The 18,368-nt window shown below is 66.0% G+C and carries 19 protein-coding genes; 8 read left to right on the top strand and 11 right to left on the bottom strand.

The genetic code is table 11. The features are described 5' to 3' along the window. Window positions 1–4: 4 nt before the first annotated feature. Window positions 5–625 (bottom strand): TMEM175 family protein, encoded by a 621-nt coding sequence (locus tag DFR67_RS10670; protein WP_110469481.1) that lies wholly within the window; start codon window positions 623–625, stop codon window positions 5–7. A gap of 106 nt (window positions 626–731) precedes the next feature. After that, window positions 732–1,661 carry an alpha/beta hydrolase gene (locus DFR67_RS10665; protein ID WP_110469480.1) on the bottom strand — a complete coding sequence of 310 codons (930 nt, stop codon included), beginning with the start codon at window positions 1,659–1,661 and terminating at the stop codon, window positions 732–734. A gap of 97 nt (window positions 1,662–1,758) precedes the next feature. On the opposite strand from DFR67_RS10665, the gene DFR67_RS10660 reads away from it, so the two are divergent. Beyond that, entirely contained in the window at window positions 1,759–2,301 is a 543-nt protein-coding gene (locus DFR67_RS10660) for a TetR/AcrR family transcriptional regulator (protein WP_158539941.1), read from the top strand. A gap of 57 nt (window positions 2,302–2,358) precedes the next feature. Here the strand turns inward: DFR67_RS10660 and DFR67_RS10655 are convergent, their stop codons facing one another. The 3 genes from DFR67_RS10655 to DFR67_RS10645 are packed head-to-tail and all read right to left on the bottom strand — an operon-like array spanning window position 2,359 to window position 5,734. Continuing rightward, window positions 2,359–4,539 (bottom strand): DUF2339 domain-containing protein, encoded by a 2,181-nt coding sequence (locus tag DFR67_RS10655; protein ID WP_245937868.1) that lies wholly within the window; start codon window positions 4,537–4,539, stop codon window positions 2,359–2,361. 47 nt (window positions 4,540–4,586) lie between these two features. Next, entirely contained in the window at window positions 4,587–4,814 is a 228-nt protein-coding gene (locus DFR67_RS10650) for a cupin domain-containing protein (RefSeq protein WP_245937867.1), read from the bottom strand. Between the two features lie 50 nt (window positions 4,815–4,864). After that, window positions 4,865–5,734: a helix-turn-helix transcriptional regulator gene (locus DFR67_RS10645; RefSeq protein WP_110469479.1), complete on the bottom strand. Its 870-nt coding sequence runs from the start codon at window positions 5,732–5,734 to the stop codon at window positions 4,865–4,867. 145 nt (window positions 5,735–5,879) lie between these two features. On the opposite strand from DFR67_RS10645, the gene DFR67_RS10640 reads away from it, so the two are divergent. The 3 genes from DFR67_RS10640 to DFR67_RS10630 all read left to right on the top strand — a co-directional run bounded on the left by DFR67_RS10640 (window position 5,880) and on the right by DFR67_RS10630 (window position 8,355). Beyond that, window positions 5,880–6,899, top strand: coding sequence for a zinc-dependent alcohol dehydrogenase family protein (locus DFR67_RS10640; protein ID WP_110469478.1), 1,020 nt, complete (start codon window positions 5,880–5,882; stop codon window positions 6,897–6,899). Between the two features lie 28 nt (window positions 6,900–6,927). Further along, window positions 6,928–7,695 carry a glucose 1-dehydrogenase gene (locus DFR67_RS10635; protein WP_110469477.1) on the top strand — a complete coding sequence of 256 codons (768 nt, stop codon included), beginning with the start codon at window positions 6,928–6,930 and terminating at the stop codon, window positions 7,693–7,695. Window positions 7,696–7,770: 75 nt separating this feature from the next. Further along, window positions 7,771–8,355, top strand: a complete 585-nt coding sequence (locus tag DFR67_RS10630) for a cyclophilin-like fold protein (protein ID WP_146240417.1) — start codon at window positions 7,771–7,773, stop codon at window positions 8,353–8,355. A 99-nt stretch (window positions 8,356–8,454) separates the two neighbouring features. On the opposite strand, the gene DFR67_RS10625 is transcribed toward DFR67_RS10630, so the two are convergent. The 3 genes from DFR67_RS10625 to DFR67_RS10615 are packed head-to-tail and all read right to left on the bottom strand — an operon-like array spanning window position 8,455 to window position 11,590. After that, window positions 8,455–9,117 (bottom strand): response regulator, encoded by a 663-nt coding sequence (locus DFR67_RS10625; RefSeq protein WP_110469575.1) that lies wholly within the window; start codon window positions 9,115–9,117, stop codon window positions 8,455–8,457. Continuing rightward, window positions 9,110–10,303 (bottom strand): MacS family sensor histidine kinase, encoded by a 1,194-nt coding sequence (gene macS, locus DFR67_RS10620; protein WP_110469475.1) that lies wholly within the window; start codon window positions 10,301–10,303, stop codon window positions 9,110–9,112. The genes DFR67_RS10625 and macS overlap by 8 nt, the downstream gene beginning before the upstream one ends. A gap of 3 nt (window positions 10,304–10,306) precedes the next feature. Beyond that, on the bottom strand, window positions 10,307–11,590 hold the full coding sequence (locus DFR67_RS10615; RefSeq protein ID WP_245937866.1) for an AI-2E family transporter: 1,284 nt from the start codon (window positions 11,588–11,590) through the stop codon (window positions 10,307–10,309). 116 nt (window positions 11,591–11,706) lie between these two features. Here DFR67_RS10615 and DFR67_RS10610 point away from each other — a divergent pair, with 116 nt between their 5' ends. Both DFR67_RS10610 and DFR67_RS10605 read left to right on the top strand, forming a co-directional pair. Further along, entirely contained in the window at window positions 11,707–12,867 is a 1,161-nt protein-coding gene (locus DFR67_RS10610; RefSeq protein ID WP_110469474.1) for a lysylphosphatidylglycerol synthase transmembrane domain-containing protein, read from the top strand. A gap of 30 nt (window positions 12,868–12,897) precedes the next feature. Further along, on the top strand, window positions 12,898–13,299 hold the full coding sequence (locus tag DFR67_RS10605) for a DUF3054 domain-containing protein (RefSeq protein WP_110469473.1): 402 nt from the start codon (window positions 12,898–12,900) through the stop codon (window positions 13,297–13,299). On the opposite strand, the gene DFR67_RS10600 is transcribed toward DFR67_RS10605, so the two are convergent. Then, window positions 13,267–14,184: an RNA polymerase sigma-70 factor gene (locus DFR67_RS10600; protein WP_110469573.1), complete on the bottom strand. Its 918-nt coding sequence runs from the start codon at window positions 14,182–14,184 to the stop codon at window positions 13,267–13,269. The two genes, DFR67_RS10605 and DFR67_RS10600, sit on opposite strands and share 33 nt — an antisense overlap. A gap of 146 nt (window positions 14,185–14,330) precedes the next feature. Between DFR67_RS10600 and DFR67_RS10595 the strand changes: the two genes are divergently transcribed. Next, window positions 14,331–15,083: an SDR family oxidoreductase gene (locus DFR67_RS10595; RefSeq protein ID WP_110469472.1), complete on the top strand. Its 753-nt coding sequence runs from the start codon at window positions 14,331–14,333 to the stop codon at window positions 15,081–15,083. 2 nt (window positions 15,084–15,085) lie between these two features. Here DFR67_RS10595 and DFR67_RS10590 read toward each other — a convergent pair whose 3' ends face one another. Together DFR67_RS10590 and DFR67_RS10585 are read right to left on the bottom strand one after the other, a co-directional pair. Continuing rightward, window positions 15,086–15,697, bottom strand: coding sequence for a TetR/AcrR family transcriptional regulator (locus DFR67_RS10590; protein WP_110469471.1), 612 nt, complete (start codon window positions 15,695–15,697; stop codon window positions 15,086–15,088). Window positions 15,698–15,707: 10 nt separating this feature from the next. Continuing rightward, window positions 15,708–17,348: an NTF2-like N-terminal transpeptidase domain-containing protein gene (locus tag DFR67_RS10585; protein ID WP_110469470.1), complete on the bottom strand. Its 1,641-nt coding sequence runs from the start codon at window positions 17,346–17,348 to the stop codon at window positions 15,708–15,710. A gap of 141 nt (window positions 17,349–17,489) precedes the next feature. Here DFR67_RS10585 and DFR67_RS10580 point away from each other — a divergent pair, with 141 nt between their 5' ends. Next, window positions 17,490–18,239, top strand: a complete 750-nt coding sequence (locus DFR67_RS10580; protein WP_245937865.1) for a pirin family protein — start codon at window positions 17,490–17,492, stop codon at window positions 18,237–18,239. Window positions 18,240–18,368: the final 129 nt, after the last annotated feature.

The following is an 18,368-nucleotide window of genomic DNA, read 5'->3' as shown; positions in this document are numbered from 1 at the left end:
GGCCTCAGCCGCGACGGTCGATGACCATCGCGGCGAGGCGGATGACCGGTCTCGACAGCAACAGGATCAGCACGGGCCAGAGACCGAGCGCCGGGAATGCGAGTGCGAGGACCAGCGCGACGGAGATCAGGAACAGTGGTGTCGTCTCGATCCACAGATCTGTCGTCGCCAAGGGTGGACCCGAACGTAAACCGGAGCGGATCAGGATGCCCTCTTCGATTCGGCTCATGAACATCACGGCGGTGACCGTCCCGAGGTAGACCGCGATGGCGACCCGGTCTCCTTTGCCCGCGGAGACGTAGAGGACGGTGGCGACCGGCAAGAACACAACTCCGGCCAGCCAGAGCAGGTTGGCCCTCAACAGGGTTGGTGTGTACCCCGTCGCGCGTTCGAAGAGACGATGGTGATCTCGCCAAAACGCGCCGATCACCACGAAGCTGATGGCGGCGGCGACCAGTGCCGCCGAATCCTCCGAGAGGAACTCCGCGACAGACCGCTTGCCGAGGTCCTTGGCCTCATCGACCAGGGGCAGCACCACCAACGTGATCGCGATGGCCACCACAGCGTCGGTGAAGAAGATCAGCCTCTCGAGGCCGCGCTCGGTGCGGACGTCGCCATCTCTCATCGATCGAAGCTACACCGCGGCCATTCCTGACAGTTCGCGCCAGGTGCCTGCATACGCGCCGGTTGCAACCGGCGCGTATGCACGTAGATGGCGCGAACTTTCTGGGTCACGAGCGCGCGACTGCGGCGAGGACGGAACGGGCGGTCGCCTCGAGTTGGGTCAGGCCGGGATCTTCGACAGGAAAATGCCCGCAGTTCTCCAGGCGCACGGCGTTGGTCGGTCCGGCGATCCTGCTCAGGAACCGCTCGCTGAGTTGCGGAGGCGTCCAGCGGTCGGCCCCAGGGTGGGCAAGGGTCACCGCCGGTCCGCGGTAGTCTTCGGGCTCGGTGTGCGCGAACGTGAACCAGTCGGCCAGGAAGCCCAGCGGGATCCGTCCGCCACCGCCGAGCGGATCGCTCGCGCAGAGGCGGGCGAGTGCCGGGTTGTTGCTCATCGCGGACATCGGGGTCAGCCACCGGACCGGTACGCGTAGCTTCCCGGCGACCTTCGCGATCACCGGCAGTGTCCGAGGTGCGTTGCGCCCCAGGATCGCCCACCGAGCGGCGGCTTCGCGGGCTGCGACGTCGGCGGTGTCGAGCAAGCACGTGGCCACCACCGCATCGACGATGCCCGTGCGTGCGGCTGCTTCGTACGCAAGGAGGCCGCCCATGCTTGCCCCGAACAGGATCAGAGGGCGCGGATCACTCGCCTTTTCTGCAACGATGAGCTCGCACAGCAGATCCACCCAATCGCGATAGCGGATGTTGCCGGGGTCGCGGACCTCCGTTCTTCCGTAGAGCGGCAGGTCCGGCGCGAACACCTCGGCACCCTGTGCCGCGACCACCGCAGCACCGGGCCACAGTGCACCGGCGTGGCCACCAGCGCCGTGGATGACCATCACCCGCACCGCAGCAGACGGGTCCGCTGCCCGCGCGATGTGGACTCGGGTGCTACGCCACGTCCACCAGCTGTCGGTCGGTGGACGAACGAGCGCACGGAAGCGCTCCGGAAGGAACGCCGAGTATTCGTCGACCTCGGTATATTCGATCGCGTTCATACTCTTGAGCATTGGTGAAGGGCGCTGCCGTGACAACTCGCTTTGGGTCGCCATGAGTCAGGCACGCAAGAAGCCAGTTCAGGACCGGTCCCGCTTCATGGTCGACACCATCCTCGAAGCGGCTACTCGCGTTTTCGATGACGAGGGCACAGCGGGGACCACCAATCGGATCGCCGACCTGGCCGGTGTCTCCATCGGATCGCTCTACCAGTACTTTCCGAACAAGCAAGCGATCCTGGCCGAACTCACGCTGCGACACCTGGCCGAGGCGACCGCCACCCTGCTTGCGCTGTGCGATCGATTCGATGCCGAGGAACCAAACCGCGACGAGATGGTCACTGCGATGGTGGGGACTGTCGTCGATCTCAATGGCCTCCATCCCCGCGCACACGCTGTGATGCGTGAACTCGCGCCCCGTACACCCGAATTGATCGCCGGATTCGCCGCTCTCACCGAGGTGCTCGCAGACCGGATGATCCCGCACCTCGTCCGTACCGGCATCCCGGAGTCCACCGCCCCGATGCGAGCCCGTTTGCTCGTGGCCTCGCTCGATGGGCAGGTTCATCAACTGATCGCGGGAACGTCGACGACCAACGACCGGGCTGCATTGGCAGCGGCGATCGTTGCGGGCTTGGGCTGACAACGCGGCGTGCCCGCCACCGGAGGTGGCGGGCACGACTGCGATCGAAGCTGGATGTCAGGGCTGGGCCCCGACCGGGGTGTTGTCCGGGCCTCCTTCGGCTGCTGCGCTGTTGCCCAGTGCCCGGGCGTATCCAGCGCCGACGGCGAGCAGGATCAGCCCGACGACGATGAACACCGCGACCCGGAAGATCCCGTTGAGTGTCGCAAGGTCGAACAGGAAGAGCTTCGCCACCGCTGCCGCGGTCAGTCCGAGTCCGGCGCCCACCGCGACGTTGCGGCTGATGCCACCGAATCGTCTGCGTCCCTTGGCGATGGAGATGGAGATGATCAGCAGCGTCGCAGCCACAACCATCCAGCAGATGGTCGCAGCCATGTGCCCGCCGAGGAAACCACCCTCGGTACCGCCGATTGCGACCCCGGCGGTCACCGTCAGGGCTGTCACCGCGTAGAGCGAGCCGAGAGCGGCGATGATCCCGAAAGCCTGCACGTTCTCCGCCGACGGCCCGTCAGTCGACGCGCGGTACCAGGCCCAGAGATTCAGCCAGATCGCGGCGACCGCAAGTGCGCTGCCGACCACGATCGATGCCGCGACGGGCGTCTCGATGTCGGTGGACACCGTCAGCTGATTCGGCGGCGAGATCGCGAGAAATCCGATACCACCGAACAATCCGATGAGGGCTGCGATGACCCGGGCCACCAGATCAGAGCGTCCGGCGACGGCGATCACGATGGACATCGCGAGCAGTACCGGCGCCAGGACCGGACCCTCGAACGCGACGACTGCGGCGATCACAGCGGTCACGGCCGAGGCCGCCCCGTAGATCCGGCGCGGCACCGACGGGAGCCTACGGTCGAACAGCACCAGAGCAAGGATCAGTGCCGCGACGCTGCCGATGATCACTGCCGCCACCCAGCGATCGAGGGCGATCGGCGAGAAGACCACGGGAACCACTGTGGCGCAGCCGAGCAGGGCGGTCAGCTGAGGTAGCGACGACTTGCGCGCCAGGATCGCCGCTGTGGCCACACCGAATACCCCATTCCCGACGATGGCGGTCGTCGCGAGGACGACGTGCGATTCCGAGTGCCCCGCACTGGCGGCGATCCAGGCGAGCAGGGTCGCGGTACTGGCGGTGACGCGGGCAGCGTGCAGCAGCACCCAGTCTTTGCCGAGCTGCACCGGGAACGAGCCGATCGCCATGGCGAGCATGAACCCGACGAGCAGCAGCGACGGACCCTCGGTGAGGACCGGAGCGAGGATGAACACCGGGATCAGAACGAGCAGTCCGAGATGTTGCGAATCCCAGCGGCGGGCCAGCAGCAGACCACCGAAGGTGACCAGTCCCGCCAGGAGCAGACCCCCGTAGTCGGGGAGCCAATCGTAGAACCGCGTCACTGCGACGACGTCGAAGTACGCTGCCGCGATGCCTGTGGCGGACAACGCAATCGCGCCGACCCGGCCGCCCGGTCGATCGGCCATCCGGACCGCGACGATCACCAGGACGGCGGCCAGCACGGCGCCGGCGGCCACCCTGATCTCCGGACGGAGAATCCCTGCCTGGGCGGCGAGGACCAGCATCATCACCACACCGATGAGAGTGACCGCGACACCGGCGACAGCGAGGATCTTGCCGATCAGGCCTCCGCCGGGATCAGCGGTCATCCGCTGCCAGAGAGACGGTTTGGTGGGAGGGGGCGGTCCGGCCGGTCCGCGACCACCGGGGGGCGGCGGCAACAAGGGTGCTGCACCCGGCGCATATGGGCCGACGGGGCGGCCGGAGGCAACCGGACGGGCTGCGCCCGGGTCGACCGGACGGGCTGCGCCCGGGGCGACCGGACGGGCTGCGACGGCCGGCTGCATCCACGACGGGTACGGGGCCCGTTGCGGCTGACCCACGTAGGCGCGGGGACCGGGCGCCCCCTGACTCCACGGTGAGCCGGGTCCCTGCTGCGGGCCCGGACCGGGTCCGTACTGCTGCGGCGCGGGCCCAGCCTGCGGCGCCGGTCGGGGCTGCGGCGCAGGCTGGGGCTGGGACGCCGGTTGGGACTGGGACACCGGCCGGGGTTCGGTCGCCGATTCGGGTTTCTCTGGGGTTTCGGGGGCCGACACCGGCGCTTCGAGCGCGGCCAGCACGGTGTGCAGTTCGGTCAGATCGCCCGACACACGAGCAAACTGACTCGACAAAGAGTTGAACTCGGCGGAAAGCCGGCTGATGACGGCTTGGTTCTGTTCGGTCATGCATCGATCGTCGCGGCTGCGGGCCCGCGGCGGATGAGTAGCACTACTCAGTCCGTATGGGGACTTACCACGAGGTATTCGGAGTCGGTGACCGGCGAAAGCCATTCGGCCGCGTCGTGGTCGTCGGCTTCGTTGATGGCCAGGTGGACCATGAGACGGTCGGGTGCGGCTCCGTGCCAGTGTTCTTCGCCGACTTCGAACAGGACTGGATCGCCGGGGCGGATGACCTCGATCGGTCCGCCGCGGCGCTGGCACAGCCCCACTCCCTCGGTCACGAAGACGGTTTGACCGAGTCAAGCTCTCCTTCGACGTGGGTTTTGGTGTTTCAGGACTGGACGTCGCTTCGTTCGGCAGCCCACGAGCCGAGCAGCCTCAGTCGCTCAGCGCTCGGCGAGCCCGGTTCTGCGGTGTAGACCATCATGATCGACCCGGGATCGGCTGTGATCACGAGTTCCTCGTACGCCAGGCTCACCTCGCCGACAACGGGGTGGTTGAAACGTTTGGTACCCGACCCGTGGGTGCGCACGTTGTGCGCACCCCACAAGGTCCGGAATACGTCGCTGCGCGTGGATAGTTCACCGACCAGATCCTGCAGACCCTTGTCGTAGGGGTCCCGGCCGGCCTCGGCCCGCATGATCGAGACACACATTTCGGCGAACAGATCCCAGTCGGGGTAGAAGTCTTTCGAGGCCGGGTCGAGGAACTGGAATCGGGCGAGGTTGGGTACACGCCCACCATCACCGATGACCGGTGAATAGAACGCCGCGCCCAGCTCATTGGTGGCCAGCAGATCTTGATGCTGATTGCGGACGAACGCGACGGCATCGGTGATCGAGCCCAACGCCCACTGCAGACCGATCCGCAGGGGTGCGGGTTTGCCGCTGCGTCGCCGCGGACGACCGGAGGTGGGTATGCCGTCGGCGGCGCGGGCCAGATCGAGCAGGTGCGACCGTTCCGTTTCATCGAGCTGCAGCGCCCGCGCGATCGCATCGAGCACTGCCGCCGACGCACCGGCGATCGTGCCCCGCTCGAGTCGGGCGTAGTACTCCACACTGACCCCGGCCAGGGTCGCGACCTCGCTGCGCCGCAGGCCGGCCACCCGCCGGTTCGGCCCGGCCGGCAGACCGGCCGCCTCGGGAGTCACCTTCGCCCGCCGCGACATCAAGAACTCACGTACCTCGGAGCGGTTGTCCATGACAGCCAGCGTAGGTCCGTATCCCCCATCCAGGGATGCCCTGTCAGTACACCTCACATCAGGGACTCCCCCACCACCGACATCGTTGGTTTTCTGGGTGCAAGCCAACAAGAGCGAAGAACATGCGCCAACAAGAGGAGAGAACATGCGTGGAGTCATCCTGAGCAAACCCGGCGTCGTGCAGGTCGAGGACCGCCCTGACCCGGTGATCATCGAACCCACCGACGCCATCATCAAGATCGCGGCGACCTGCGTGTGCGGGTCGGACCTGTGGCCCTATCGCGGCGACGACCCTGCCGACCGGATTCCGATGGGGCACGAATACGTCGGCACCGTGACCGCGATCGGTGCTGCCGTGACGAGCGTGGCGGTCGGCGATTTCGTCGTCGGATCCTTTTTCGCCTCCGACAACACCTGCGAGATCTGCCAGGCCGGCTACCAATCGCGGTGCGTGCACGCCCAGGTCATGGGCGAGATCGGGACCCAAGCCGAATACGCACGCATCCCGCTGGCCGACGGCACCCTCGTCGCCACCCCCGGAGCGCCGGACGCCGACCTCATCCCGTCACTCCTGGCAGCCTCCGACGTCCTGGGTACCGGATGGTTCGCTGCCGTCGCCGCCGAGTCGGGACCAGGGAAGACTGTCGCCGTCGTCGGAGATGGAGCCGTCGGCCTCCTCGGTGTGCTCGCCGCCAAACAACTCGGCGCCCGACGCATCATCGCCATGAGCCGTCACGCCGACCGTCAAAAGCTTGCTCTCGAGTTCGGCGCCACCGACATCGTCGAAGAACGTGGAGACGACGGCGTCACCAAGATCAAAGAACTCACCGGCGGACTGGGAGCGCATTCGGTCATCGAAGCCGTCGGCACCCAGGAGTCCATGATGCAAGCCATCCGCTCCACCCGCCCCGGAGGACACGTCGGGTATGTCGGTGTCTCCCACGATGTGGATCTACCCGGCCTCGAACTGTTCTTCTCCGGCATCCACCTGCACGGCGGGCCGGCACCGGTCCGACGCTTCCTGCCGGAGCTCATCGACCTGATCTGGAACCGCACCATCGACCCCGGAAAGGTCTTCGACCTCACCCTCCCACTCGAACAGGCCGCCGACGCCTACGCAGCGATGGACCAGCGCCGCGCCACCAAAGCCTTGCTCACCGTCTGACGAACCGCTCAACGAGATCGGAGATACCATGCCGAACAACGACTTCACCGGAAAAACCGTCTTCATCACCGGCGCCGGCAGTGGAATAGGTCGCGCAACAGCGGTGGCTTTCGCCGCCTCGGGCGCCAACGTCGTCGCCACCGACATCGACATCGACAGCGCCTCGGCCACTGCGGGCCTCATCGAAGAACAGGGCGGGCGGTCCATCGCGGCGCGCTGCAACGTCACCAGCAGCGACGACATCGCCGCCGCCCTCGACGCCACCATCGACGCCTTCGGACAACTCGACATCGCCTTCAACAACGCCGGTATCGAGCAACCCGTCTCACCTCTGGCAGACATCGACGAGGACGACTGGGACCGCCTCGTCGCTGTCAACCTCAAGAGCGTCTACCTGTGCATGAAGCATCAGATACCACTGCTACTCGAGTCCGGCGGCGGTTCGATCGTCAACACGTCCTCCGGTGCCGGAGTCATCGGCATCCGCGGTCAAAGCGCTTACACCGCTGTCAAACACGGCGTGATCGGGATGACCAAATCCGCCGCTCTCGACTACGCGGCCACCGGTATCCGCATCAACGCCATCTGCCCCGGCATCATCGAAACGCCCATGATGGGACGGTTCTCAGGCGGAACCCCCGAAGGTCGCGACCGCGTCATCGCCCAGGAACCCGTCGGGCGGATGGGCCGCCCGGAAGAGATAGCCTCTGCCGTGCAATGGCTCAGCTCCGACCTCGGCGCGTTCACCACCGGCCACGCCCTCGTCATCGACGGCGGACAAACCGTCGGCCTGTGACTCCCTCGATCGTTACCGACCATCCGTCCGTCGACGGTGAAGCGCCGCGCACACAACGTCCAGGCAGGAGCCACCATGAGATTTCCAGGTCGCAGCACCACCATCGGTGCACGACGTCACCGCGACGGCGTCTGCACCACTGTCATCGCCGCATTCCTCGTAGCAGGCACGGTCGCCTGCTCATCGGGGAGCGAGGACCACGAGGTCGAACAAGCACAACCGGAATCGTTGCAACCAGAGTCGTCACAAGCAGGGCCCTCACGCTCATCACCGGACCGATCCGTCCGTACGAAGAGTGCCAATGGCACCTCGATCACCATCCGTATCGGAGACCAGACCGCCACCGCGACCATCTGGGACACACCGGCCGGAGCAGACATACTCGGGATGCTGCCCCTGACCCTCACCCTCGCTGACCACAACAACGTCGAGAAGACCGGACCACTTCCGAACGAGCTGAGCATGGAATCAATGCCGGCCGGCGAGGACCCGGACATAGGGGACGTCGGTTACTACGCGCCGGCAGGAGACTTCGTCCTCTACTACGGCGACGCCCCGTATTACGCCGGTATCGCCCGCATCGGTCACATCGACAGCGGTGTCGAGCTGATCGCCCAGCAACGTGGCGCCTTCACCGCAACGCTCGAAACAGCCGAGTGATCGTCTTGTCGAGCCTGAGTGCCTGATTGCCTGAGTGCCTGATTGCCTGATTGCTTGAGTGCCTGAACACCCTTCACCGCCGCAGCGCGGACGTACCCATCAGTCACCGGGCTCCTCGTCGAGCCCGTGCTCGATCGCGTACCTGGTGAGCTCCACCCGGTTGCCCAATTGCAACTTTCGCAGCGTGGCCTGCACGTGGTTCTCGACGGTCCGGTGACTGAGCGACAACTTCGAGGCGATTTGTTTGGCACTCAATCCCTTTGCGACATAGCGCAACACCTCGGTCTCCCGATCGGTGAGTGCCGGCGCGTCCACCGGGCGATCGGGATCCCGCGCGATACGGCGGTACTCACCCAACACCAATCCGGCGAGCCCCGGAGTGAAGACCGCCTGACCGGCCGCCGTCGCCCGGACCGCCGCCAGCAGCTCTTCTTTCGAGGCACTCTTCACCAGATATCCGCTGGCCCCGGCCTTCACGGCCTCCAGCACGTCCTCGCGTTCGTCCGATGCCGACAGCACCAGCACCCGGCTGCCGGGCGACACCCCGAGGATGCGCACGGTCGCCTCGGCCCCGTCTCCATCGGGCAGGTGCATGTCCATCAACACCACATCCGGCTGCACCGCACCGCCTCGCCGCGCGGCCGCCTCGACACTGTCCGCGGTGGCCACCACATCGAATCCGGCGTCGGTGAGATCCCGGGCGACCCCATCTCTCCACATCGGATGATCGTCGACCACCATCACGCGCAAATCCTCAGGCATCTGCTGCACCTTTCGTATCCCCCTTCGACCGCTGTTCTCTTGGAACCGTGAGTTCCCATTCGGTTCCCTCACCAGGGGCGGTGTCCAGTCGCGCGGAACCACCGAGTGCCTCCATCCGCTCGACGATGGACCTGGACACCCCCATCCGCCCCTCGGCGACGGCCTCGAGTAGACGACCATCGTCGATGCCGACGCCGTCGTCGCGCACGCTGACGATCACCTCGTCTCCGAGATCCTCCACCAAGACATAGGCTTTCGCGTCCGATCCGGCATGGAATCTGACATTGTCGAGGGCATTGACCACTGCGGCCTCGAGTTCCAACGCCTTACGGTGATCAAGAGTGACGGGCTGACCAGGTTCGCTGATGGCCACACGATCCCCCGCGTGGGGACGCAGCAGCAGTCGCAGATCGATGTCGGCGTGGGAATCGGACAACGCCGGCGGTTCGATGTCGGCGATCAGCCGCCGCAGCGACCGTTCCTGCTCACCCGCCAGCTGCGCCAACTGCGCTGTCTGCCCTCCGATCTCCGCACCGCGCCGCGAGATCAGGGCCAGCACCTGCAGCACCCCGTCGTGCACCTGTCTACTCAACCGGTCACGCTCTTCCGCAGCAGCGGCAACCCGCATCGCAGTGGCGACCCGATCGTGATTGCGACGGGCCGTCACCGAGGCCAGTCCGACCCCCACCCCCACCGCCAGCATCACCACGACCGTGGCATCCCGCCCTACATTGAGGTCGTAACCACCCTTGGCCACCGCGCTCGCAGCCCGCACCGCGAGCCCGAAGACAGCTCCGACCAGGGGTCCACCCAGAATTGCAGCCGACACAACGACGTTCGTCGCCCACAATGTCGTCGGAAACGATTGATTGGACGCCGCCCAGTCAGCGGAGGCGACGAACCTGGTCGACACGACCAACGAGCACACGATCACGAACTCCGCGATCACCCACGACCAGCGACGTCCGGTTCCCTTGAGGTAGCCGACGGTGCTGATCCCGGTCCACACGGTGAGGATCGCGAAGAGGAACCAGCTCCAGGCGACCCGCTCGTAGTCGTTGTGCACGGCCAGCTGAAAGCCGAGCGCATAGACGAAACTCAGCAACCGGAACACCTGCGCGGCCCGCCAGAGCGGGCCCACCGGGTCGTCGTCCAGAAGCGAGGAGAGAGCTGCGCGGGAACTCATCCGTCAGCTGGAATCCTCTGAAGTGCCCCGCTTGTCATCCGGGCCCGCGTCGTCGGACGTCTCGCGCTGTGGCCCACGGGCGCCGTGCGTGTCCAGTTCATCCCATTTCGGCCGATCCGGTTCGGCCTCGTACATTCGTTCGTGTTCCTTGCCGGTGGCCGCGACCACCTCGGCCAGCTCCCTGTCGTCGTCGACCAACTTCGACTTGTCCACCAGCGTCCGGATCGCGGTGTTGAGGAATGCGATGATCGGAACGGCCAGCAGCCCGCCGACGATGCCGGCGGTGACCAGCCCGGCCGCGATCGCGAGTACCACCGCCACCGGGTGCAGACGTACCGAGCGGCCCAGCAGGAAGGGCTGCAACACATGACTTTCCAGCTGCATCACGCCGACCACCACCGCGAGTGCGATGACCGCTGCGATCCAACCCTGGGTCACCAGGGCGACCAGCACCGCGAGGCTACCGGTGATGAGGGCTCCGACAATGGGGATGAAGGCACCGATGAACACGAGCGAGGCCAGCGGAAGTGCCAGGGGCACTTGTAGAATCGCCAGTCCGGCCCCGATGCCGATCGCGTCGACCGCTGCCACCACAACCGTGGCGCGTACGTATCCGACCAGGGATCCGAAGCCGTTCTGCCCCGCTTCCCAGACCTTCTCGCGCGAACCGACGGGGATCGCGAGGGTCAGGAAACGCCAGATCTGGCCGCCACCATAGAGAAAGAAGATCATCAAGAACAGCATCAGGAACCCACCGGTGACGATCTCACTCACAGTGGTGAAGGTCGCCAATGCACCGGACGTCACCTTGTCCTGGTTGTCCTGCAGGAACTTGATGGAATCGTCGCCGAGATGGTCGATCTGCTCCTGGCGAATGTTCAGTGGTCCTTCGACCAGCCAACCGCGGCTGTCGTCGATGGTCTTGGTCACCTGCTGCGTCAGATCCGGGACACCGTCGATGAACTGCTGTACGACAAAGGTCATGATCCCGGCGATGGCGCCGATCGCGACCACCAGGGATGCGACGACGGCCAGCGCGCGCGGCACTCCTCGACGGTTGAGCCAGTCGACCACCGGCACCAGAAATGCGGTACCCAGCACCGCCAGACCGATAGGGACGAATACTTCTTCGTACCTCGCGATCACCTGGGTCGCGACGAACAGCGCGATCGCGATGACCACCAGCCGCCACGACCACTCTGCGGCGGCCCGGACGACCGGATGCACCTTCAATCGATCTGCGGTTCGGTCGATGGTGCTGACGTCCTCGAGTTTCCCCTGGCTCACCTGGGCAACATTAGACCCAAGACCTGCCGCACGCGCTCAACCTGGCGACCATCCGCGGTCGGTTTCGCCGAGTCTCGGCTGTAACTCGGACACTGCCGCCCGATAGGGTGCCTAGCATGACGGCGACGCAACCGACCCGCCGCCGCTTCTGGTGGGTGCGCTGGGTGGCACTCGCGTTGGTCGTGGTGATCCTCTCGGTCGAGGCATACCTGGTCTGGCCGAAGCTGCAGGAAACCTGGTTCCACCTCGACGAGATCGAGTGGGAATGGGTGGTCCTCTGCATCCTGGCGGCCATGCTCTCGATGGACAGCTTTGCCCAGGTACAGCGGACACTGTTGCGGTCGGCCGGAGTCAAGGTCAAACAGTGGCAGTCCCTGTCGGTGGTGCTGGCGGCGAACTCCCTGAGTCAGACGATGCCCGGCGGGCAGGTTCTGGCGCCCGCGTTCACCTACCGCGAAACCCGCAAGTGGGGAGCGACGCCGGTCATCGCGTCGTGGCAGGTCGTCATGTCCGGGTTGTTGATGGGGGTCGGTCTCGCGGTTCTCGGACTCGGCGGCGCACTCCTGGCCGGTGCCAAGACGAGCCCCTTCTCGGTCATCTTCTCGATCAGCGGCTTCATCGCCTTCGCTCTCGTCGCCCAGTACATCGCCAGGCATCCCGAATCGATCGAGAGCGTCGGCGTCACCCTCCTCAAGTGGGTCAATCACGTTCGTGACAAAGCCCAAGACCACGGCGTCGTGCGGTGGGGTGAGATCTTGCGGCAACTACAGGCCGTGCAGCTCAAACCCAAAGAAGCGTCGCAGGCGTTCGGGTGGTCGCTGTTCAACTGGGTCGCCGACGTCGCCTGCCTGGCGTTCGCCTGTTATGCCGTCGGTGGGCAGCCCAGCATCGCCGGGCTGATGGTGGCCTACGCGGCATCGAAGGCAGTCGGCACCGCGATCCCGCTGCTGCCCGGTGGGCTCGGGGTCGTCGACGGCGTGCTCGTGCCTGCCTTGACGTCTGCCGGTATGGGCGCGGCGGAATCGGTCACCGCGGTCCTCGTGTACCGCATGATCAGTTACCTCTTGGTGGCGTTGGTCGGCTGGATAGTGATCCTCGTCATGTTCCGGGGTACGTACCGAGCCGAAGCAGACAGCGCGGACACGATCGAGAAAGAAGTCTCCGAAGAGCTCGGCGACGTCGCGGAAAACCGCTCGAGAGGTGTCCGTTCCGACCCCGACCCACCGGTCATCCAACCGTCCGACGAACGGCCGGATTCGCCCGATTCGGTTCGCTGAGCCGGCGCCGCGCCCGCTACGGTGGCTCGTATGCGCCGAACGCTCACCGCCCTCAGTGATCTACTCGCGGTGCTCGTCTTCGCGTTCATCGGCCGATTGAATCACGCCGAGGGCATGTCGATCGAGGGCGTGTTCAGCACCACCTGGCCCTTCGCGATCGGCGCAGCGACCGGCTGGGCCCTGGCGTATCTTTTCGCGCACATGCGGGACGACCACGGATTCGACTACAACTTCCGGCCCGAACGACTCCTGCCTGATGGCGTGCTGGTGTGGGTCGGTGCGGTCGCCATCGGCATGACCTTGCGGCATCTCTTCCACCAAGGCGTCGCATTCAGCTTCGTCATCGTCGCGACCATCGTGCTCGGCGCGTTCCTGCTCGGCTGGCGGGCGGTTCGCGTGCTACTCGTGCGCCGCTCGGTCTTGACCGCCTGACGCCGGTTCGGCAGGCGGGATCAGCGAGCGCAGCCGCGTGAGCTTGCCAGGGTTCCGTACGAACATCAGCGTGCTGATCCCTCCCTCTGTCACCTCGAACGCGAGGAGCGTGTCGGGCTCCCCGTCGCGCACCGTCAACACCGCAGGCCCACCGTTGCACTCGACGAGCAAGGGGTACGACCCGACCGCGAACTTCGTAAGGGCACCGAGGAAGAACCGGGCGACCTTGTCGCGACCTTGCAACGGGACGCGTGCCGCACTCACCACACCACCACCGTCGCTGATGGACACCACATCCGCGGTGAGCACCGTCTCGAGCGCTGCGAGATCACCTGCCTGAGCAGCCGCGACAAACGCGGTCATGATGCGAGCCCGCTGCTCGGGGTCCACCGAGGAGTGGCGTTCGCGTCCGACGTGCTCCCGCGCCCTGCGGGCCAGCTGCCGGGCATTGGCCTCGCTGGTCTCGAGCAGCTCGCCGATGGCGCGGTAGGGGTAGTCGAAGGCTTCGCGTAGGACGTACGCCGCTCGCTCCCGAGGATCGAGCCGTTCGAGGAGCAAGACCACCGCCATCTCGAGGGCCTCGGCACGATCGGCCCCGAGTGCGGGATCCCCGACCGTCGACACCGGCTCCGGTAACCAGGGCCCGATGTAGGTCTCTCGTGTCGCTCGCGCCGATGTCACCGCATTGATCGACAACCGGGTGACAACGGTGACGAGGAACGCCTCGGCATTGCGAACCGTCTCGCGGTTGGTCTTCTGCCAGCGGACCCAGGCATCTTGCACCACGTCCTCCGCTTCACCTGCGGCGCCGGTCATGCGGTAGGCGATACCGAACAGACGTGGACGTAGTCGCTCGAACTCGTCGAGCGCGGTTGCCAGCGTCATCGCATACCCTTTCGCCAGGTCACGGCCGCCCGATCCGACCATGTGTCCGCCCTGTCGATGAGCTTGTCACATTCGAGATGCCTCGCCGGTCTGAGGTTTTGCCAGGGCAAACACACGCCGGCCGACACAGCGAGAGGCAGAGCACAATGACGACATTTCTGGTCACCGGAGCCACCGGGAGGATCGGTGTCCCGACCACCACTCAACTGCGCGCCGCCGGGCACGACGTCCGCGCACTGAGCAGGCGCGGCGGTCCGGGCCTGGTCACCGGAGACTTGCTGGTCGGGCTCGATCCCACAATTCTCGATGACGTCGACATGATCATCCATCTGGCAACCACCAACGGTCCGAAAGACATACGCGTCGCGGAGAACCTCTTCCGTGCGGCTTCTGCGGCAGGCGTCCCGCATGTGGTGCTGCTGTCGATCGTCGGCATCGACTCCATCCCGATGGGGTTCTACAAGCAACGCGTCGAGATCGAGAACATCGCGCTGAGATCCGGCGTCCCGCTGACCCTCCAGCGGGCCACGCAGTTCCACCCTTTCGTGGAGGCGATGTTCACGGCGCAGCGATTCACCCCGGTCTTCGTGAGTCCGTCGATCCGCTTCCAGCCCATCGCCACCGACGAGGTCGCGGCGAGACTGGTCGACCTGGCGGCGGGTGCACCTGCAGGCCGTGTCGATGACATCGGCGGTCCCGAGCAACGCACCGCCGCCGATCTGCTCGACGCCTGGAAACAGGCCACGCAGCGACACCGCCCGCGGATTCCACTACGCCTTCCGGGCAAGCTGTTCACAGCCTTCGCAGCCGGCGAGAACCTGGTCCCGGGACCAGGTTTCGGCTCACAGACCTTCGAACAGTACCTCGCGGAGAAGTACCAGACCGTGCACCAGCACTGAGCTCATCGGGCCCGGTGACCCACCGCATCGCGGGCCACTGCCTGATAGCGCGCGATCACCTGCTCCTCGGTGGCCGCACCACCGGGCCGGAACCACATCGCGACAGCCGTGCACGCGGTGACCACGAACCGGGAGGCCTCGACCGGGTTGTCCGTGTGGAACTCGCCTCTCCGGACTCCGTCGGCGACGACGCGATCGAAAATCCGCTGTTGCGCATCCCGGTTGGCGATCACCCGTTCCAGGGCAACGGGGTCGAGACTGCGGAGTTCGGAGTTGCCGATGTAGCTCTCGAGTGGGTTCTCGGCGTGCACACCTACGTGTGTTCGGACGATGGCGTCGAGTCGCTGAGCCGGCTCTGCAGGCGCGTCGAGCAGCGCCCGCTCGGTCGCCTCGACCAGCGCTTCTCCGCCGCGAACCAGAATGGTCACCAGCAGTTCGTGTTTGGACCCGAAATGGTTGTAGATCGAACCGGCGCTCAGGCCCGCGAAACCGGCGATGTCGCGGACGGAGGTGCCGTGGTATCCGCGGGCGGCGATCATCTGCACGGCCGCACTGAGGATCACCCGGGCTGTGGGGTCGTCGCTGTCGCGGATCGCGGCAGTGGTGAAGGTCATCGGCGAGAAACTACTGCGGATACACGCGTGGGGTGAAGAATCGTTGCGCCACTGCCAGTGCCCCGGAACCGGATCGCTCGCCCTCGGTGTAGACGACGATGACCCGATCACCCGATATGCCGACAAACCATCCGGGTCCCTGGGGACCATTGGTCCCGACCAGTGCCCGCAGTCCCGGCGCGTTCGTGAGATCGCTGGCATCGCCGGTGGTCGCGGTCGACTTCATCGCACCGTTGACCGTTGCCAGCACCTTTTTGTCGACCGCGCCGAGATCGCCGCCCTCGACCCGCCCGGGTTGGCCGGAGATGATGGACGGGACAACCGAATTCGTCCGCGCGATCGCGACGCCCAGTGCCCCCATGTTCAGTGCGGACACCTTGAGGTCTTCAGGCCTGAAGGTGACCGGCTCGGCGGTCGGACCACTCTGCGGGGCCGACGGACGGATGCCCGGAATCGTGAAGTCGACGTCGAGGCCGAGTTGCGCCAGCAACTGCGCGGCGCGGGCGTCGTCGGATCCGGCCAGCTGATTGATCACGGACGCAACCGGTTCCAGAGTGCTGCCCGGCGTGTAGTCCTTGTCGATGGTGATGTCCTGCTCGGCCGCGGCGTCGTTGCGCATGGATGCGCGAATGGTTCCGGACTTGGCATCGAGCACCAGAATGCTCGCGGGTTGCGCAACCTCGACCACGGCATCGAGTGCGTCGAGCTGCGTGAGGGGATCGATGGTGGTGCCCACGTTGGGTCCGGGAGGCCCTTGCTCACCGGCGAGTTGCACGGGCCGAACTCCCGGGGCGACCATCTGCGCCGACCAGCCGGACGTGGCGTCGCGAATCGCCTGCCAGTAGTCGTTGACGCCGTCCAGGACGGGCGAGGCAATCCGCCGGTCGAGAAGAACGAGTTGTGGCACCGGCTTGACCGACACCCCCGGCACCGATTTCGGGTCGCCCGCGAGGGCGACCATGTCCGAATCCCGCACGGACACCACTGTCACCGGCTTGTTCTGCGCAGCCGCGAGTTGATCGCGGATGACGGTCGGGGTGACCAGTTGTGCGAGTGGCTCGATGATGGTCGCGAGCGACCCGATCGACGAGTTCAGGTTCGGGGTGGCCGCGGGGTCGAGGACGATCTCGTTGATCGTCTGCAGGGTGAGCATGTTCTTGCCGTGCCGGTCCTGCACCACGGGTGCCGGGCGCGCGTCGGTGCGTAGGTTCCGCAGGCTGCCACCGGCGGGCATGTTGTGGGCGAGCACTTCGGGCTGCCACTGGATCCGCCAGCCGAGCGACAGGCGGCGAGCCGATCCCGAGGTCTCGGTCTTCAGCTCCCGGTCGCCGCCGAGCAACCACGTCGTCGTGAGCTCGAAGGTGGCGGTGCCGTCGGTGTACTCCTCTGCTCGTTCGACGTCGACATTCACCTTCTGCGCGCCCATGCCGTCGAACGACGCCGCCAGCGATCCTTCGGCCTGCCCCGGCGCCGAGGTGAGTGCGGCGGCTGCGAGTGCGTCCTGGTCTTCCATCGCGGTGGCGAACGAATCGAGCAGCGCCGCCGCGCCGGTGTCGAGAGGTTTGCTGAAAGCGCCGCACGAGGTGACACCGAGCGCACAGACGAGCGCGATAACAGCAGTGGCCGCGAGGCGGCCGGGGGAACGACGCATAGTCCCAATTTTCACTCCTGTAACAGGGTGAATGCCACCAATGTGGTTCCCAACTTGCTTACGAGGTCGTCACAATCGAGTAACTACCCTTAATCTGCCCTCATTTGGGGCCTTTTCCGGCACCGGAGGATGATGGTCGGGGTGAGCGATCGCTATCAACTTCACCGGGCCGACGACCGCCCGGACACCCGAACCGAGTGGCTCGAGTCGCGACACAGTTTCTCGTTCGGCGACAATTACGACCCCGCCAACACCCACCACGGGACGTTGATGGTCCACAACGACGAGATCGTCGCGGCCCAGCAAGGCTTCGACAGCCACCCCCACCGCGACATGGAGATCATCACCTGGGTGCTGTCGGGTTCGTTGGTCCATCAGGATTCGATGGACCACAGTGGGGTGATCTTCCCGGGGCTGGCGCAGCGTATGAGCGCCGGCACCGGCATCCGGCATTCAGAGCGGAACGACACCTGGCGCGCCGATGCGACGACGGGCACCGAGCCCGTCCATTTCGTGCAGATGTGGGTGCTCCCGGATGAGTCGGGCATCGAACCGGGCTACGACCAACTCGACATCTCCGACCAACTGGCGACCGGTGGGCTCGTCACGGTCGCCTCCGGGATGCCGGCGTACGACTCGGCGATCCGCATCGCCAACAAAGACGCCGCGTTCCATGTCGCGCGGCTGCCTGCCGGGCGCTCCGCGACTCTCCCCGACCTGCCGTGGGGCCACGTCTTCGTCGCCTCCGGCACAGCGCGGCTCGAAGGCACCGGCGCGGATCTGCGGACCGGCGACGCAGTCAGGATCACCGGTGGCGGCGGAGAGAAACTCACCGCCATCACCGATGCAGAAATCCTGATCTGGGAGATGCACAAAAAACTAGGAGGCTAGCCGAAGTTATCGGCACACTCGACGGCGTTATCGGCACGCTCGACGGGTCGACCCCCGGGAGGCAACCACCTAGAACTGGCACCGCCCGTGTGCGGCCCGCGTGCTCTGGACGAGGGAGCGAGGGAGCGC

It is taken from the genome of Williamsia limnetica, assembly GCF_003217475.1.
GTDB classification, from domain to species: Bacteria; Actinomycetota; Actinomycetes; order Mycobacteriales; family Mycobacteriaceae; genus Williamsia; species Williamsia limnetica.
Note: the sequence above shows the minus strand (reverse complement) of the source record. Positions and strands in the feature narration are given on the sequence as shown.

What these genes read in the sequence shown, in the direction of transcription:
- DFR67_RS10645 (WP_110469479.1), bottom strand. Translation starts at nt 5,734, where the DNA reads ATGGACAACCGCTCCGAGGTACGTGAGTTCTTGATGTCGCGGCGGGCG.
- DFR67_RS10610 (WP_110469474.1), top strand. Translation starts at nt 11,707, where the DNA reads ATGACGGCGACGCAACCGACCCGCCGCCGCTTCTGGTGGGTGCGCTGG.
- DFR67_RS10595 (WP_110469472.1), top strand. Translation starts at nt 14,331, where the DNA reads ATGACGACATTTCTGGTCACCGGAGCCACCGGGAGGATCGGTGTCCCG.
- DFR67_RS10630 (WP_146240417.1), top strand. Translation starts at nt 7,771, where the DNA reads ATGAGATTTCCAGGTCGCAGCACCACCATCGGTGCACGACGTCACCGC.
- DFR67_RS10660 (WP_158539941.1), top strand. Translation starts at nt 1,759, where the DNA reads ATGGTCGACACCATCCTCGAAGCGGCTACTCGCGTTTTCGATGACGAG.
- DFR67_RS10635 (WP_110469477.1), top strand. Translation starts at nt 6,928, where the DNA reads ATGCCGAACAACGACTTCACCGGAAAAACCGTCTTCATCACCGGCGCC.
- DFR67_RS10585 (WP_110469470.1), bottom strand. Translation starts at nt 17,348, where the DNA reads ATGCGTCGTTCCCCCGGCCGCCTCGCGGCCACTGCTGTTATCGCGCTC.
- DFR67_RS10625 (WP_110469575.1), bottom strand. Translation starts at nt 9,117, where the DNA reads ATGCCTGAGGATTTGCGCGTGATGGTGGTCGACGATCATCCGATGTGG.
- DFR67_RS10605 (WP_110469473.1), top strand. Translation starts at nt 12,898, where the DNA reads ATGCGCCGAACGCTCACCGCCCTCAGTGATCTACTCGCGGTGCTCGTC.
- macS (WP_110469475.1), bottom strand. Translation starts at nt 10,303, where the DNA reads ATGAGTTCCCGCGCAGCTCTCTCCTCGCTTCTGGACGACGACCCGGTG.
- DFR67_RS10590 (WP_110469471.1), bottom strand. Translation starts at nt 15,697, where the DNA reads ATGACCTTCACCACTGCCGCGATCCGCGACAGCGACGACCCCACAGCC.
- DFR67_RS10655 (WP_245937868.1), bottom strand. Translation starts at nt 4,539, where the DNA reads ATGACCGAACAGAACCAAGCCGTCATCAGCCGGCTTTCCGCCGAGTTC.
- DFR67_RS10670 (WP_110469481.1), bottom strand. Translation starts at nt 625, where the DNA reads ATGAGAGATGGCGACGTCCGCACCGAGCGCGGCCTCGAGAGGCTGATC.
- DFR67_RS10600 (WP_110469573.1), bottom strand. Translation starts at nt 14,184, where the DNA reads ATGACGCTGGCAACCGCGCTCGACGAGTTCGAGCGACTACGTCCACGT.
- DFR67_RS10665 (WP_110469480.1), bottom strand. Translation starts at nt 1,661, where the DNA reads ATGAACGCGATCGAATATACCGAGGTCGACGAATACTCGGCGTTCCTT.
- DFR67_RS10640 (WP_110469478.1), top strand. Translation starts at nt 5,880, where the DNA reads ATGCGTGGAGTCATCCTGAGCAAACCCGGCGTCGTGCAGGTCGAGGAC.